The sequence below is a fragment of the Njordella calcicola genome, from assembly GCF_056494125.1.
In genome coordinates this window covers 5,089,840-5,106,390 of the sequence record NZ_CM151396.1, presented here as the reverse complement: position 1 = coordinate 5,106,390, position 16,551 = coordinate 5,089,840, and the positions used below count along the sequence as shown (strand labels likewise).

The window sequence follows — 16,551 nt, the reverse complement described above, 5'->3', positions numbered from 1 at the left end:
TTCCGCAGAAAATGGATTGTTCGCAGTCCCGCCTTCCGCTATTGAATCCAGATCTTGGCCCGAAACCTATTCCATGAATCGATGAATTTGCTAAGCTATCGGAGAATTCGAGTTTCTATGGCGGGCGGTTGCCGCTGGTCAGCGAGAATCTTCGAATCGTTGGAGGGTAAGCGAATGGCTAGCGGCTTCATTGGAAATGAAGTGCCCCGTAAGGGGTTGCGGGTTCGAGTCCCGTGCCCTCCGCTTGATCGCATATCTTAAATCCCGCCGCACTTGATTTTTAGCATGACGTTGACGCAACCTCTCAAGTGGCATGGTGGCAAATACTATCTGCGCAAATGGATCATCGACTTGATGCCGCCCCATTTGCATTATGTCGAGCCTTTTTTCGGTGGCGGCGGTATCTTGCTGGCTCGCGACACCAATCGCGATTGGATGGCGACTGGGCAAAAGAAACTTGCGGCCGCAGAGAGTGGCTGCAGTGAGGTGGTCAACGATCTTCATGGCGAGCTGATTAACTTCTGGCGAGTGCTGCAGAAGCCTGACGACTTCGAAGCCTTCCGCCATCGCATCGAACTGACTCCGTTTAGCCAAGCCGAATTTGAGGAAGCTTACGCATCTTCCCATACTGAAGATGCAACCGCAGATGCTACGCCAGTCGAGCGCGCGGTTCGCTTCTTCATTCTCGCCAGGCAATCGCGACAAGGTTTGATGCGCGATTTTGCTACGCTATCTCGCAATCGAACTCGATCTCGCATCAACGAACAAGTTTCCGCTTGGTTGAACGTCGTCGAAGGATTGCCAGACGTGCATGCTCGATTGCGCAACGTCGTGATCCTGAATCAGAACGCTCTAGATGTTATTCGCAAGCAAGATGGACCGACCACACTGTTTTATTGCGACCCACCCTATGTGCATGAGTCACGTTCTACCACCGGCGAGTACGCTCATGAAATGTCGCTGGAACAGCATCGCGAATTGCTGGATACGTTGGCCGCGATCGAAGGCAAGTTTATGCTGAGCGGCTATCCCAGCGATTTGTACAGCCAGTGGGAGCAGCAGCACGGCTTCATTCGTCATGAGTATTTGATCGACAACAAAGCGGCTAGCGGAAAAGTCAAAGAGACCAAAACCGAATGCCTGTGGTGCAACTACGCGCCTGCGATTTCACCAGGCAAGTAGTTCTTTGCCGTCGCTTCGAATTCGGCAACTTGTCGTTCAATCCAAGCCTTATCGTGCAACATCAGTTCGCTCATCCACTGGGCAACTGGCCTAGCGATCTGAACACTTGCCGCACTGTCCAGAAACAAGCAACGCGTTCGCCTCGCAAGCACATCTTCCAACGTCCTTGCCATTTCCATTCGTACTGCCCAGAACACGTCAGAACGTCGAATCGGCAAATCATGATGAAAGGTAAAGGCCAGCGTGTTATCGGCGGCCTCCAACTGCTCGATAGCCGCCAAGTCTGTTCCATAGTACGCTCGATTCAAGTCGCTCGCTTGAGTTCGTCGAGCGTCGCTGGCGGTGGTTCGAGTAGTTGGCGATCCATGAATCGCCAGCCGATCCGTGGTGCATGCGATTGCCGAGCGGCCTAAAGCTTGCAGTACGCGGTCCACGCAATCTTCACTCATTTTGCGAACCGTAGTCCACTTGCCACCGGTGATGGTCAACATGCCCGATTCGGACTGCTGAATCACATGATCGCGTGCCAGCGATGCAGTGCGCGCCGACTTGTCGCCGCGCACCAACGGCCGAACGCCAGTAAATACACTGGTGATGTCCGCTAATTTGGGCGGATGCGTTAAGTACTCGGCAAGCGTGTCCAACAAGAATTGAATTTCATCCGCTTGCGCTCGCGGTTCCAACGTGGCGTGTTCTATTGGCGTATCGGTTGTTCCTACGACGACGCGATCATGCCAAGGTATCAAGAACAGAACGCGGCCGTCGCTGGTCTTTGGGACCATCAATGCCACTTCGCCAGGAAAAAAGCGACGTGGAATCACGATATGGATGCCTTGACTGGCCGCCACCATCGGCTGGCAGTGTTGGTCATCCAATTTGCGGATGGTATCGCAGAACGGACCGGTTGCGTTCACGATGCAATGCCCCATCGCTTGCAGTTCTGCTTGCGACTCTTCATCGCGCAAGACAACTCCACTCACCTTGCCCTCTGCGTTCTTCAGCAAACGCTGTACGCTGATGTAGTTTGCTAAACAAGCACCGCTGTCAAGCGCCGTACGAACCATGTTGATCAGCAGTCGAGCGTCATCAAACTGGCCGTCATGGTAGACCACTCCAGCTTGCATCTTTTTTGAGTCAACTGTTGGCGCAAGCTGTTGTGCGACTTGAAACCCAGTCGTTCGCGATCGGCCAAAACTAGCATGAGTGGACAAAAAGTCGTACAGCTTGAGCCCCGTGCCATAAAAGAATCGTTGCCACCAGTTCTGGCAGGGTATCAAGAACGATAGATCGTGGACTAAGTGTGGCGCATTGTTCAACAGCAAAGCTCGCTCGCGCAGTGCATCGCGAACTAGTGTCAGGTTGCCTTGTCGCAGGTACCGCACGCCGCCATGCACAAGCTTGGTGCTGCGGCTGGATGTGCCTTTGCCAAAATCCGATTGCTCGACAAGCAGGCAGTCCAATCCACGTTGGGCTGCATCCATGGCGATTCCAACTCCAGTCGCTCCGCCACCGATTACAATCAAGTCCCACGGCGTAGTGCGGTTGTTTATATTTTGCAAAGACGTCGAACGCGAAAGAGCTGGCGGCAGTTCACTCACGCCACTTCCTCCCATGCACGCGAACGCTGAAGAGCTTCGGACCATCGTGACCTGCGGCGTTTGACTTCCGCGTCGGCCATCTGTGGCTCAAAGATGCGATCGGTTTGCCAGATCTTCGTGATCACGCTTGCGTCGCTCCAATAGCCTACGGCCAGGCCTGCTAAAAATGCCGCGCCCAGCGCTGTCGTTTCGATGACTTTGGGACGAACTACAGCGACTTGTAGAATGTCCGCTTGAAATTGCATCAGCAAATCATTGGCGGCCGCCCCACCATCTACTCTCAATTCTTTAATGGGGATATTGGCGTCTTGTCGCATGGCATCCAGCACATCGGCAACTTGAAAAGCGATCCCCTCCAAGGTTGCTCGTGCCAGATGAGCTTTGGTAGTCCCCCGAGTGATTCCCACGATCGCTCCTCGCGCATAGGCGTCCCAATAAGGTGCCCCGAGCCCTGCAAACGCGGGAACAACATACACGCCATCGCTATCCGGCACCGACGCCGCCAACGATTCCACTTCAGGCGAAGTTTCAATAATGCCTAACCCATCTCGCAACCATTGCACGGCAGCTCCAGCGACAAAGACACTGCCTTCCAGGGCGTATTGAACCTCGTTGCCGGTGCTGCAAGCGATCGACGTCAACAGCTTGTGCTTCGACTGCAGCGGTGAAGTGCCGACATTCATCAGCATGAAGCACCCGGTGCCATAAGTATTCTTCGCCATGCCATGCTCGAAACAGTTTTGTCCGAAGAGCGCAGCTTGTTGGTCGCCAGCGGCACCAGCGATCTTGATTGGCCCATCAAACAGCTCAGGCACCGTTTGACCAAAGAGAAAACTAGAGGGGCGAATTGTTGGCAATACCGCTTCAGGAATAGCGAATAACTCCAGCAGCTCTTGGTCCCACTGCTGCGATTGGATATTCATTAACATGGTCCTAGAAGCGTTCGTCAAATCGATCGCATGCACTTGGCCTCCAGTTAAATTCCAGAGCAGCCAACTGTCGATCGTTCCAAAAGCCAATTCGCCTCGCTCGGCGCGTTGTCTAGCCCCGGGCACTTCATCAAGCAACCACCGAAGCTTGGTGGCACAAAAATAAGCATCGATGATCAGCCCCGTTTTGTCTTGAACCATCTGCGTATGACCAGCGGCTCGCAGGCTATCGCACAGACCGGCGGTGCGTCGATCTTGCCACACGATGGCGTTGTGAATCGGTTTTCCGCTTGCGCGATCCCACAGCACCGTCGTTTCTCGCTGGTTGGTTATCCCAATGGCCGCGATATTGCCAGACCTGAGATTGCAACTGGCTAACGCTTCGCGGCCCACTTGCAATTGCGATTCCCAAATCTCTGCTGCATCATGCTCAACCCAACCGGGTTGTGGATAAAGCTGCCGAAATTCACGTTGAGCTTTTCCAACGATTGAGCCAGCATGGTCAAACAGAATAGCTCGGGAGCTGGTTGTTCCTTGGTCGAAACTGAGGACAAATGACACAGTGTTACTCACTTGAGGTGGGGAGGATCGCCAGTACACACTACATTTTAACGCAAGATCATCAAGCCGTGTGAGCCTGGCTTATTGCGAATCAGGGCAAGTCAGATATTCACATTGCGCCTGAGCCGAAACGCGATAGCGTCGGTTCTCTCGGAAACCGTGAGCTATTGCTCAACGGCTAGCTTGCCTAAATTCAGAAACTGATTTGCCCTGTATTGCGAATACTTTTGCGGCAAGAGATTCGCCCCTGAAAGACGGACGGATTCAAGCGGCGCGAACGCTTGCGGCCGAACCATCAAAAGCGGATGTTGATTCCAAAAAATTTATGGTGCCACGTTTTGGTGAGGCAGTACGATTCGAATCTACGTTTCAGAGTCTTCGGGCTTCTTCGCGCTGGGATCTTGATCGGCTGCTTGCCCCGAGTTGGTGGGATAGCGGCCTGCTTCCTTCAACACCCGAGTCAGCAGATACTCAATTTGCGCATTCATGCTGCGCAGTTCATCATCCGACCACTTTCGAATCGCTTCTAAGATTTTGGGATCAATGCGTAGCAAAAAGCTATCTCGCTTAGCCATCCTTGAAGCATTCCTTAATTATAAAGGCTTCCTGCATTCACGACCGGCTGTGTATGTCGGTCGCTGCACAAGACTACCAGTAAGTTCGATACCATTGCGGCGCGGCGTTCATCATCCAGCTCAACGATTTTATCTTTCGCCAAGTGATCCAATGCCATTTGAACCATACCCACCGCTCCTTCCACAATCAATGCACGGGCAGCCACCACCGCATGCGCTTGCTGACGCTGCAACATTGCGGCGGCGATCTCAGGCGCGTACGCTAGATGCGAGATCCGAGCTTCAATGACCTCCACGCCCGCGGTCTCTAGCCGCTCCTGGATGTCGCTTTGCAATTGGTCGCTGATCTCGGTAGTGCTGCCACGCAAGCTGATTTCGTGATCCTCACTGTCATACGGATGCCGTGAAGCTAGCGATCGCAGCGCGGCTTCACTTTGAACCGCAACATAATGCTCGTAGTCATCCACCTCGAATAAAGCTTCGGCCGTATTTACCACTCGCCAGACGACAACCGCCGAAATCTCGATTGGATTTCCATTGCGATCATTCACTTTGGAAGGCCTACCGCTCGTGCGACTCTTGGCTTGAATGACCTTACCCGCTTGATCCTTGGCTTCTTTCGTTTCGATTGAGCCTGTTTCAAAATTGCGGACGCGGAGCGTAATCGTAGTCTTGGTAAAGAATGGGTTCACCCAGAAGAACCCAGATTTGCGTACCGTGCCGCGATAATTGCCAAACAGCAGCAGCACCCGAGCGTCGTTGGGTTGGACAGCGATCAGGCCACACAGGATCAAGATCGCAGCGAGCAAGATTAGGGCCGAAGTCAGAATCAAGGCCAGCGTGTAGCTCGCTGGCATATCGTAGCGATCCGCTTGGCGAATCGTGTACACGAGAAGCGAGATAGCCGCAGGGATACCCGCGATACCGATCGTTAGTGGAAGCCAGCCTGCCATCGGCTGATACAGCTTTTCTGTGCTCATGATCAACACCTACCGTCAAAGAATCGATGAATGAATATCAAAGTGATATCACTTTTATATCTCTTCAATATCGGCGTGTCAACTTGATTTCTATAGAATTTCGATCCGAGCCCAATTGGTGCTTAGCACGCTGCGTCTTTACCCTCCTGCGGGAGGGTCGACGCGAGTTCCACGAGCGACCGGGGATGGGTGTTTCGTTCGTAGTCCCGGCTTTAGCCGGTCTTAGTTCGTAGTCCCGGCTTTAGCCTGGTGCTCGCTGTTACCACAATCCCATTCCGCCTGAAGGCGGTACTACATACAGCAGGCGTACCGTCCGCCTTTACCCTCCTGCAAGAGGGTCGGACGCGAGTTTCACGAGCGACCGGGGAGGGCGCGAGCCCAGGGCAAATCAGTTTTTGAATTTAGGCAAGCTAGCCATTGAGTAATAGCTCACGGTTTCCGAGAGAACCGACGGTATCGCGTTTCGGCTAAGGCGCCTTGTGAATATCTGACTTGCCCAATTCCTTAGCCGCCCAAACTTGCAATTGTTCCCGGAAGATCTTCGAGTTATGGCGAATGTCCGTCGGCAACACTTGCGGATATACCAAATATGTTTTAACCAGTTTGGTTTGGTCGTGCGCATCAGCAATCCGCCTCAGATCGCTCAGCAGATTTTTCTTGGAAGCCGCCGATCGATATAGTCGCGGATCAGTCGGCTCGATAATCAGCACCGGCGACTTTGCTCCTTCTGGACCAACGCCCACTAGCGCTGAACGTGCGACTTGAGGATGACGATTGAAAATCGATTCGCAGGGCTCCGTGAACAACGTGGTGGTGGCGTTCACTTCGACACGATGCGCTTTGCGACCGCAGTAGAAGAATCGCCCACGATCGTCCAAATAGCCAACGTCGCCCATGCGATGCCAAATCGTTTCGCCATCGCGAATTTTGTGCATCGCGTTTTGATCTTCACGCGTGACATATCGCTGGGAAACCACGGGGCCACTAACGATCAACTCACCAATGGCATGATTCGGTAACTCGATTGCGGCATCCAAGTCTTCAATGGGAGAATCGTTGATCGCGATGACTTTCCAACGGATGCCGCTAAAGTGTGTGCCGACACAAGTCCCTTGACCATTCTCCGTCAGCAGCGCCGTCTCGTCCAAGACCTCGCGCGATTCAATCGACGCGACGGGCAGTGCTTCCGTGGCACCATACGGAGTAAACATCAAGCCATCGGGATGCATCATCTGGCGAATCGACATCAGGGTACTAGGCGGCACGGGAGCTCCTGCTGACAACACGAACTTCAGCGAGGGGCAGTGCCGCGCGCTGGAATCACAATAGCGTCCAATCGATCGCCACAGCGCCGGTGATCCGAAGGCTTGGTTGATCTGCCATTGGTCGATTGCATCCAGCAAACGAGGAGGATCAACATCGGCTGGTCGAATCGGATCCATATCTGGAATGACGGTGGTCGTACCCATGACGGCATCGAATAGGCCGAACAGCGGGAAACAAGCTAGATCTACCCCCCCCGGTGAAATACCATAATGTGAAGTCAGTTGGTCGACTTGAGAGCAAAACATGAGATGCGTGTAATGCACACCTTTGGGAGGGCCAGTGCTGCCGGTCGTGAAGATGATCGCCGCTGAGTCATGTGGTTGAACTTTGGGGACACGCAATTTGGAGCGATCGGTCTGCTTCAACGTCGCATAGGTCGGCTTTGGCAGTAGGCCGTAGGTTGGTCCAACGGTAATATTCTTTTTTGCGTTGGGAAATTTTTTGCGTAGGAACTTCAGCAAAAACTGAACTTTAGCAATTGCGACAAAACCATCCGGATTGGCCGACTGCAAGGACGCCAGCAGATGCTCTCGTGGCATACCCGGATCAATCAGCACGACTGTGACGCCGATCTTTAGTAACGCTAGGACCAGCGTAATAAAGTCTGCTCCGAAATGAACTAACAGCACGATACGATCACCGGGTTGCATGCCGGTGGTCTGCAGTCCGGCCGCGACGCAATCGACTTGACGATCCAGTTCAGCAAATGTGATGGTGTCATACGCCCGCTCAGACGTGGAGCGATATGCGCCCTTCCGTATATGTTGGGCCGGCGAGGCAATCGCGATGGAATTGCCTAAGTTTCGAGCGTGCACGGAAAGTCGCACCGCGACGTTGTAGTTTTCAGGCGTTTGAAGGGAATTCATAAGGCTTTGTTGTACCCGAGGCAACGACGTCTTGACAGCCGTTCAATTCAACCTAATAACAGCATTTATTGAGTGCTTCTGTCAGTGCGGCGGTCGCATCCCTAGTTTCCAAAGGACCTTTCGGTGCAAACAAACATCCTCAACTCGCCTTGGTTGGAGCCAGCCGAATTTGAAACCACAGCCGACCATTCGGTTGGTGGAACGTGCGTGCAGGATTGGTACGAGGAAGCGTTGCAGACGGAGTTGCCCGTCCGGGGCCCTCGAAATTCGTGGGATGACGAAGAAGAAGAGGAAGAAGCGGCCGAAGAGGTCGATCCAGACGAGGAATTGGATGTCGACGATGATATCCAAGCCGACCCGTTTGATGATTTCGATCCTGAAGACTTCGACGACGAATTCGACGACGACTTTGAAGAAGAACTAGAAGACGAATACGAGATCGAACCTGAGGACGATGAAGTGCTCGAAGATATCGATTCGCCATCCATCGTAATCGATGACGGTTCTGCCGATGATGTGGAAGACGATGGCGCCGATCCAATCGAAATTCCAGACGACGATCTGGTCTAGCGATTGACAAGCCCACGGGCCAATCGAATCTGCTATGCTTGAGGGAACGTTTCGCGGCTCATTTGCCTCTCCTTTCCTCGGCACAGCTTATGTCCATCGTACGCAAAATGTTTCCAGCGATTTTGGTCGCGCTGGTTTTGATTACTTCACTGGCGGTTGTTTGCAATTGGCGGTTTGAGTACGCCAGCGTCAAACTGACGCGATGGTATTCAGCGCCCTACGACGAACTGCATAATCAGTTGAAAGAAGTCGCGATCTTCCAAGCGGGCTTCCCTCTGAAATATGAGTTGATTCTGGAGTATGAAGCGCCGGGCATCGACAACTTCCATGTCTTTGACCCTTGGGCCTTGGTCCTCAACGTCCTTGCTTGGACAACCGCGTCAGTGCTACTGATCGGCGGATTGTGTTATCGATTCCGCGATTCGGTCGACAAGATCAAGTTCCGCTTCAAGCTCACGGATCTTTTGGCAATCATGTTTTTGGTCGCGGCTGGCTTCGGCGTGTGGCAATGGATAACATCGACATCCAAACGGGAATTGGCGCTGTCGTACGCACTTTACCAAAAAGGTGGATCGACCGATATTCAGTTGCTATTACCCAAGTTCATGCGTGGGGCGTTGCCTAAGGCGATTAGCCATGCGATTTTCATTCGCATCGACCGTATGCGAGTGTCCAATCCCGATGATGAAACCTTCGATAAAATATTGAAGTGTCGGAACATTCAGAATTTGGGCATCGGCGGCGGCACCTACGATTTAAAAAAACTGGATCAGTTGCGCAAGATGTCGATGCTGACGTCGCTGCGTATCTCTGGACGCAAATTAGAACCCCATGTGTTCAAAACGTTGCAGGCAATGCCGCAGCTCACTTCGCTCAACCTCATGCGAACCAACACGACGGCCGAAGCGATCCACGCGCTTGGTTCGATGCAGCGACTCTCGAGCTTGTATCTGGTCAAAACCGATATCGCGCTTAGCAAACTACAATCCGCTCCCGTCCTTGCGCAAGTGCGTTGGCTGGGCTTGCCGCATCCGCCGCAGGATGATAGCGATGAAATCGTACTAGAAGGCTTGCCGCTGCTAGAAACCATTTCATGTGCGGAGTTTGACGAGTATAAGAACGAGGCTCCCGTATCGATCACATTGCGAAATCTACCGCAACTGAGAAACATCACGCTTGATCCACTGCAACGATTTGACCTCCATATCGATCAATGCCCAAAGCTGACTTCTGTGTCGGTCGTTACCCACCAATTGCATGAACGAGTCACGAGTACGGAAGTAATTCCTGGTACGCCGTGGTTGCGAAATGTTTCTGTTCGCCAAGCTCCACTGCTCAAGGTCTTGCAAATAGCGCCGCTGGGACTGGAAGAACTTACCTTTGAGGATACCAGTGATTTGAAGCTAGCTTTGTCGCTGAAAAAATATCAGTTCTTACATTTCACTGGCGACAGCGTAGATCACGTTTATAAGTTTGATGCGTCGGATGTCGATACGCAGTTGGCTCAAAAGTGGATCGATTCACTGGGGAAATGCCATGGCCCTCGACAGATTGACCTATCTGAATTGAACTTGGCCAATGTCGACTTCAAGCCACTGCGGGGCAATCGCGGGATTGAGACGATACTGGCGGTGGATACCGAACTAACCTTTGAGCAGATTCTTGATCTCGCGGGCTGCCAGGGCTTAAAACACTTGTCGGTGAAGCCCAACGCACTGACAGCACCGCAGTTAAACCAATGCTTGAAGGAGAACAGTCAACTCCAAACCTTGGACATTTCGATGCATGGGATGCGACGACTGCGCATCGAAGACGCGCCGGAATTGACCAGCCTGCCCAGCTATGAATCTTCCGTTGTACCGCTGGATGCGATTCGGATTGTCGATGCACCGAAAATCAACAACGCGATCAATCTGCCGCATGGCATGGTGCACACCCATTTCGAAAATGTGCCCGGACTCACTGGCCTGGCGTTCTCCTCCACGCCGCCAAAGGATGTGGTCCTGAAGAACCTACGCGACTTGAAATACTTTGTCATTGGAGGGGCCACTGTCACTGATGAACTCATTGCCGACGCGTTGAAATGCGAGAATCTCTACCAGCTCGCAATCCTCAATGCGCAAATCGGCCAGCCCACGATTGACGCTATCTGCAAATTGAAAAAACTCGGAATGCTCGATCTCGCCGGGTGCCAACTGAGCGATGACGCATTTTTGCAAATCGCGCAAGCCAACAACGGCTTCCATCTGCTTTCCATTCATGACAACCAACTGACGCAAAAATCGGCCGCTGCGATCGCAAAGTTCGATAGTGTGTGGACTTTGAGCTTGGATAGTGCGGTAGTTGATCAAGCCATCGTCGATACGATTGCAAAGAACCCGCGTTTGTCCAATTTGTCGATCCATCAATTTGATCTGTCGCCTGATCATCTAGCAAAGATCATGAAGGCCCCTGCATTAACCAAGCTCGACTTATCGGGCGGTACACTGAAACGCGAGCATTGGGACGCGATGGTCCAAAGCAAACGTAAGCTGGAACGTATCACCTTGCGTAATTGCAAAGTCGACGGGGCAGGCCTGCTGCGATATATGGCCATGTCGCGAAACACAAAGTTTGATCTACAACTAGCCGACGTTGACGGCGACGCGTTTACACAGTTGCTCAACAGCGACGCGATCTATGACGACGGCTTTGAAGACCAATTAGAATTCGAGCGTTCGCTTCTATACATGCCGGCGGCGTTTTTCCAATATGGACTGCAGGGCCAGCCAACCGGATTAATCATCGACCAACGACGCTATGAATCCGCCTCGGCCGATTCGCTGGAATAATTTCTCCCCAGGGTTTACACAACCATGTCTGCTCATCCCACAAATTTAATTCACATCCATCGCATTGGCCCTCAGGGGCTGCTGGCCGTGACGGCTGTCGCGGCGTTACTGATCGCGAGCATCATCGGTTGCGATTGGCCTGCTTATCGATCAATCGAATTAGCGAGTAACGATATCGACCCCAATTGGGTTAGCGAGCAAGGTCGCGGTGGATACGATTGGCAAATCACGCGCCAAGGTTTCATCATGGAGCCGCCTTCGGAGTTCAAGTTCTTTGAGGATATTGACCGCGAAAAGATGCTCGCGAACTTGGTGCTTGAGCCAGTCAGCGTGGACTTGCCCCTCCCCAAACCCGATGGCATGTCCGATTTGACTTACGTTTACTTGAAACGTTATCAGGACAAAATGCCCGAGCAGGCCCCGCTGATGGAACTAGCGCGTTCGGGCCGCAGTGACAAGACATGCTTCAGTTTGTCGCCCAGCGGGGAGCTGTTAGCGGTTGCTGCGGGAAACGCGGTTGACTTATATGAAACAGCCAGCGGTACCAAGTCGAAGTCGTTGCCGATGTCGATGCAAGTAAACTTACTCGCCTTTAGCCACGACGGTGCTACGTTGTATGCCAGCGACAACAACCGCGTGTTGCAAGTCAGCGTGGAAAGCGGCGAGGTTCGCAATCAATGGAAGCCGCCCACGGGACAAATCCGCGCGATCAAACCTGCCGCAAGTGCCGATTTTTTGGCTGTCTTGGGCTCCGAGCCAGCGCTCTACAGGCTCAACAGCGAATTGATAGTCGATGCCATTCAAAACATCAGTACGCTCGATGGGTCGGCTATCGCTATTGGAAATGATGGCAGCCGCATCTTGGCCAACAGCACGAAAGGACTCGTGCGATGGACGATTGAAACCAATGAAATCAAAATCGAAAATCACAAGCACTATTCCCCGAAAACGGCAGTTTGTTGCGTGGTCGGCGAACTGGATGTTTGGTTATCCAACAATTTGGTCTTCGCGTACAATGGAAACCATCTTTATGCTTTTGATCGAAATTCCAGCGACACCAAACTTCCGTTGACCACGAGCACGGTTGTGTTGGGCTGCCATGGAGCGACTTGGCAAAAAAACGACAACTGGCTTGTGATCCACGGCGTGAAGATGAGTGCCAACAACAAGCCTTACTCGTTGATCAGCGATATTGATTTGCTCGAGTGCACCTCGTCAGTTCCCTTAGAGTTTCAAGAAACGATCCCACTGCACGTGGAGTTCAGCCAAGCGGCGTCGACGATTGCGGTGTTGTTCGAGGACAAACTGCAAGTCCTAAAACGCCCCGCACGACTAGACAGCACCGGCAGCCAAATGCCTGCCAACGCATGGGCTGTTTTCAAAGCGGAACCGATTGAGCAATTGGAGTTGTTTTTGGATTCTATCCAGAAGGTGCCGTTTTTCCCCAACGGTCAACCAGGCGACGTGGTCTATAGCGACATCATCGAAACACTAGGCTACAGTTGGATCCGAGCGGACCTGCCAGAGGGTAATGCAGCGTTGCGAGAGAAGTTCGCTCAATGGTATGCAACTGGTTCATGGCACGCCACCATGACATCTCTGGCACGCCATTATCACAAGCTTTGGCGTATACGACGTGGCAATCTGAAAGGCTTAACGGCAAAGGAGCTAGAGGACGCTTATCGCACCAGCTCGTCACAATTGCAAGTTGAAAAAGCGAAGCTGATGTCGCAGTCGAAGCGTACGCCTACGCTCATGATTTACGCTGCGAGGAACATTCAAGATTTAGGCAATGATCAAGCCGAGCTCGCGCCACTGACCAAGGAAACGTTAGAACTGTTCCCTAACCTTGTAGACTATCATGCCGAACGTTGCGTGGGAATGGCGATCGGCTGGGGTGGTGCGGTGAAGCAAGGCGGGCGTTATCTGAACGATCTGTGCAAACAACTGCCATCGCCCTATGCTGACCTGATGTACGCTCAAGTGACCGTGCAAGCAGCCGCTGGCGTTCGGCTTGAGAACATCGAAGATGAAATAGGGCTTAACCGCGTCCGAGCGGCTAGGGCGGTGGACCAGATGATTCAAGCGAAGTTTCTGACGCAAAAGGAATGTGAATATTATGCGAACATACTCCTTGCGGTCGAAGCGGTGGAAGCGTTAGAAAAGGTGTTGGATTACCACTACCATCACTACATAATCCCCCAGCGTTTTCTGTACGAATACGAGCTTGACGCGGAATTGTATAAACGATCTGCTGCCGCTCGCGCTTATGCAGCCAAATTGCGAGCGAGGTAGCGTGGTGGAATAACGGCCTGCGAGCCCTCAAGAGACAACTTGTCTGGCTGCTAACTGGCGGTGGTAGGTCGGCGCAAGACCAACAGACGTGGTTCGGTCATATCCTCAATCGCGCTGCGAATGCCTTCGCGCCCAAGCCCAGAGTCTTTGACGCCGCCGTAGGGCATATTGTCAACTCGCCACGACGGAACATCATTAATGATTACGCCGCCCACTTGCAACTGCTCCCATGCATCCATGATCCGCGGCATATCGTTGGTAAAGATACCTGCTTGCAAGCCATATCGACTGTCATTAGCCCGTCGCAACGCTTCATGAAAGTCATCGTAAACGCTCAGCACCGCCACCGGACCAAACGCTTCCTCTGCACACAACGGCAACTCACCGGGAACATCTTCCAGTAGAGTTGGCTGGACCAGGGCACCTTCACGCTTCCCGCCTGTCAGGATTTTTCCACCAGCTTGTTGGGCGTTGGCGATCCATCGCTCCAAACGTTCGGCTTCATCGACCGAAATCACTGGGCCGATCGAGGTCGAATCGTCTTTTGGATCGCCCACCACCAAGCGACTGGCGCCAGCGACCAACCGCGACTTTACGGATTCATAGATCGGGCGATGGATAAGGATACGCTGCACGCTAATGCAGCTTTGTCCTGACTGATAAAATGCACCGACCAGCAATCGATCTAAAGCATCGTCCAGGTTAGCATCTGCATGCACAATACACGCGGCATTCCCGCCCAATTCCAACACTACTTTTTTCTTGCCACAGCGGGCTTTCAGGTCCCAGCCAACTTTAGCAGATCCGGTAAAGCTCAGCAGTTTGAGTCGGTCATCGGTGGTCAACGCTTCTCCAGCTTGTCGCGTGGTTGGCAAGATCGAGAAAGCGCCTTTGGGCAAATCGGTTTCCGCCAGAATTTCACCGATCCGCAGTGCGCTGACCGGCGTTCGACTGGCGGGCTTCAAAACAAATGGGCACCCGGCGGCGATGGCTGGAGCAACCTTGTGTGCCACCAAATTCAAAGGGAAATTGAAAGGCGAAATAAAAGAGCAGGGGCCGATCGGGAAACGTTTGACAAAGCCGTGGTAATTTGCTGCTCGAGGAGCAATCTCTAAATTGATGATGTGACCATCCAAGCGGACGGACTCTTCCGATGCGATGCGAAAAGTGTCAATCAAGCGTTGCACTTCGCCGCGAGCATCCTTAATCGGCTTGCCAGCTTCGATACACAAGATCATCGCTAGCTCATCGCGAGCTTCTTCAAACCGGCCGACGCAATGTTGCAGAATCGCCTGACGCTCGAAAGGCTTCAACGCTTGCATCGCAGCAGTCGCATCACAAGCGGCCGTGATCGCCGCATCAACCTCACGCTCGCTTGCCAATGCGACTCGCGTAACCAACTCGCCGCTGTACTTGTCATGAACAGCGAGATCCTCGTTGAGCGACATTGGCTCACTCGCCAAGTAGCACGGATAGCTGGGACGCAAAATGGCAGACGACATTGCATGAAACTTTCTAATTGGCAAACAAGCGACGTTGGTTACCTGTCGAAGACACTGTAGCGAACTTCTTCTTCCAGCGTAACCGATTTTGCCATCGCGTTTTGGAAGTCCGACTTGTCAAGATAATACAAGCTCGATGGTTCCAAGGCCTTGACGGTTGCATTGCGAGGTTGCCCCGTGAGCAAAGCGGTCTCGCCAAAGTGATCGCCTTGCGTCAATTCCGCTACCGTGTTGTTTTCATCACGTACAATTTGCACTCGACCACTTCGTACTAAGAAGAATCGGTCGCCCGCATCGCCTTGTTTGATGATCACATCGCCCGCATCGACTTTCATCGTCTTCATTTGATCAGCGATACTGACTAAGTTGCGCGGCGTGATACCAGCGAAGACCGAGCATGCGGCCAACATTCGCGAGATATTCGCAGCTTCTTTGACCATGATGTCGCTCTTGATACGGCCATCAATCAAGCTCACGATACGGTCGGCAACGTCCAAGATTCGATTGTCGTGCGTCACCAGAATGATGGTTGTTCCGTTCTCTGTCGCTAGCTTCTGAAACAAATCGACGACTTGGCGGCCACTCTCCTCATCCAGCGCGGCGGTGGGTTCATCAGCAAGTACCAAACGAGGGCGGTGCACCAGACCGCGAGCGATTGCGACACGTTGTTTCTGGCCGCCTGATAGTTGCTTAGGCTTATGGTTTAAACGATGCTCCAGACCGACGGCGGTTAGCATCTCTTGAGCGATCTTGGTATTGGCCGCCAGAGAGTTTTGGGGATGAGCCAGTTCCAAAGCCATGCGGACGTTTTGTGTCGCGGTCAGCGAATCGAATAGATTATGAGCTTGGAAGATAAAGCCGATCTTTTTGCGAACCGCGTTCAAGCCAGCGTCGGACGCAGCTCCCAAATCATGTCCCATGACCAACAATTGTCCCGCTTGTACGCGCCGCAGCGTCCCAATCAACGTCAGCAGCGTCGTTTTTCCCGAACCGCTAGGCCCCGTCATAATAATGATTTCGCCGGGCCTGGCGATCAGGTCCGCATCGAACAAAACTTGCTTGCGCAACTCCCCTTCGCCGAAAAAATGTTGGACGCACTGAGCTCGCACCGTGGGCGGAACCGCTTCCGTAGCGGCAGGATGGAGGACCGAATGAGTGGAGTCGACTATTTGCATGGAACCACAAGGGGAATGAGAGCGAATCCGAAATAGGGTCAGACGGGCTCGAAAGGGTCAGACCCCTTTTCGGATAGGCTTTTAATCTGGTGCGAACTACAATTGTTATAATCGTTACATAGCTCAGGGTGGTACGATAGGCGGTCTACAACCCATTGGTA

At 52.8% G+C, this 16,551-nt stretch carries 11 protein-coding genes and 1 tRNA gene; 5 read left to right on the top strand and 7 right to left on the bottom strand.

All coding sequences use genetic code 11. The features are described from left to right. The first annotated feature begins 161 nt into the window (after nt 1-161). Nucleotides 162-243, top strand: a tRNA-Ser gene (locus SH302x_RS19795). 42 nt (nt 244-285) lie between these two features. Continuing rightward, nucleotides 286-1,182, top strand: a complete 897-nt coding sequence (locus SH302x_RS19790) for a DNA adenine methylase (protein ID WP_479364315.1) — start codon at nt 286-288, stop codon at nt 1,180-1,182. Here SH302x_RS19790 and SH302x_RS19785 read toward each other — a convergent pair. The 5 genes from SH302x_RS19785 to SH302x_RS19765 form a co-directional block, all read right to left on the bottom strand. After that, nucleotides 1,152-2,780, bottom strand: coding sequence for a glycerol-3-phosphate dehydrogenase/oxidase (locus SH302x_RS19785; RefSeq protein ID WP_479364313.1), 1,629 nt, complete (start codon nt 2,778-2,780; stop codon nt 1,152-1,154). The genes SH302x_RS19790 and SH302x_RS19785 overlap by 31 nt on opposite strands. After that, the gene (gene glpK / locus SH302x_RS19780) at nt 2,777-4,270 is read right to left on the bottom strand and encodes a glycerol kinase GlpK (RefSeq protein ID WP_479364312.1); all 1,494 of its coding nucleotides are present in this window, start codon (nt 4,268-4,270) and stop codon (nt 2,777-2,779) included. The genes SH302x_RS19785 and glpK overlap by 4 nt, the downstream gene beginning before the upstream one ends. Nucleotides 4,271-4,632: 362 nt before the next feature. Further along, the gene (locus tag SH302x_RS19775; RefSeq protein ID WP_479364310.1) at nt 4,633-4,845 is read right to left on the bottom strand and encodes a type II toxin-antitoxin system antitoxin; all 213 of its coding nucleotides are present in this window, start codon (nt 4,843-4,845) and stop codon (nt 4,633-4,635) included. Nucleotides 4,846-4,859: 14 nt separating this feature from the next. Further along, a complete protein-coding gene (locus SH302x_RS19770; RefSeq protein ID WP_479364309.1) occupies nt 4,860-5,825 on the bottom strand; it encodes an SPFH domain-containing protein in 966 nt (321 codons plus the stop codon). A gap of 467 nt (nt 5,826-6,292) precedes the next feature. Continuing rightward, entirely contained in the window at nt 6,293-8,017 is a 1,725-nt protein-coding gene (locus SH302x_RS19765) for a fatty acid CoA ligase family protein (RefSeq protein ID WP_479364308.1), read from the bottom strand. Nucleotides 8,018-8,140: 123 nt separating this feature from the next. On the opposite strand from SH302x_RS19765, the gene SH302x_RS19760 reads away from it, so the two are divergent. From SH302x_RS19760 to SH302x_RS19750, 3 genes are all read left to right on the top strand, one after another. Beyond that, complete coding sequence (locus SH302x_RS19760) at nt 8,141-8,587, top strand: hypothetical protein (RefSeq protein WP_479364306.1); 447 nt, start codon at nt 8,141-8,143, stop codon at nt 8,585-8,587. 89 nt (nt 8,588-8,676) lie between these two features. Further along, on the top strand, nt 8,677-11,418 hold the full coding sequence (locus SH302x_RS19755; RefSeq protein ID WP_479364304.1) for a leucine-rich repeat domain-containing protein: 2,742 nt from the start codon (nt 8,677-8,679) through the stop codon (nt 11,416-11,418). Nucleotides 11,419-11,442: 24 nt separating this feature from the next. Further along, entirely contained in the window at nt 11,443-13,713 is a 2,271-nt protein-coding gene (locus SH302x_RS19750; protein ID WP_479364302.1) for a WD40 repeat domain-containing protein, read from the top strand. A gap of 50 nt (nt 13,714-13,763) precedes the next feature. Here SH302x_RS19750 and SH302x_RS19745 read toward each other — a convergent pair whose 3' ends face one another. Beyond that, nucleotides 13,764-15,215: an aldehyde dehydrogenase family protein gene (locus tag SH302x_RS19745; protein ID WP_479364300.1), complete on the bottom strand. Its 1,452-nt coding sequence runs from the start codon at nt 15,213-15,215 to the stop codon at nt 13,764-13,766. A gap of 38 nt (nt 15,216-15,253) precedes the next feature. Beyond that, nucleotides 15,254-16,390, bottom strand: a complete 1,137-nt coding sequence (locus SH302x_RS19740) for an ATP-binding cassette domain-containing protein (protein WP_479364298.1) — start codon at nt 16,388-16,390, stop codon at nt 15,254-15,256. Between the last annotated feature and the right edge of the window lie 161 nt (nt 16,391-16,551).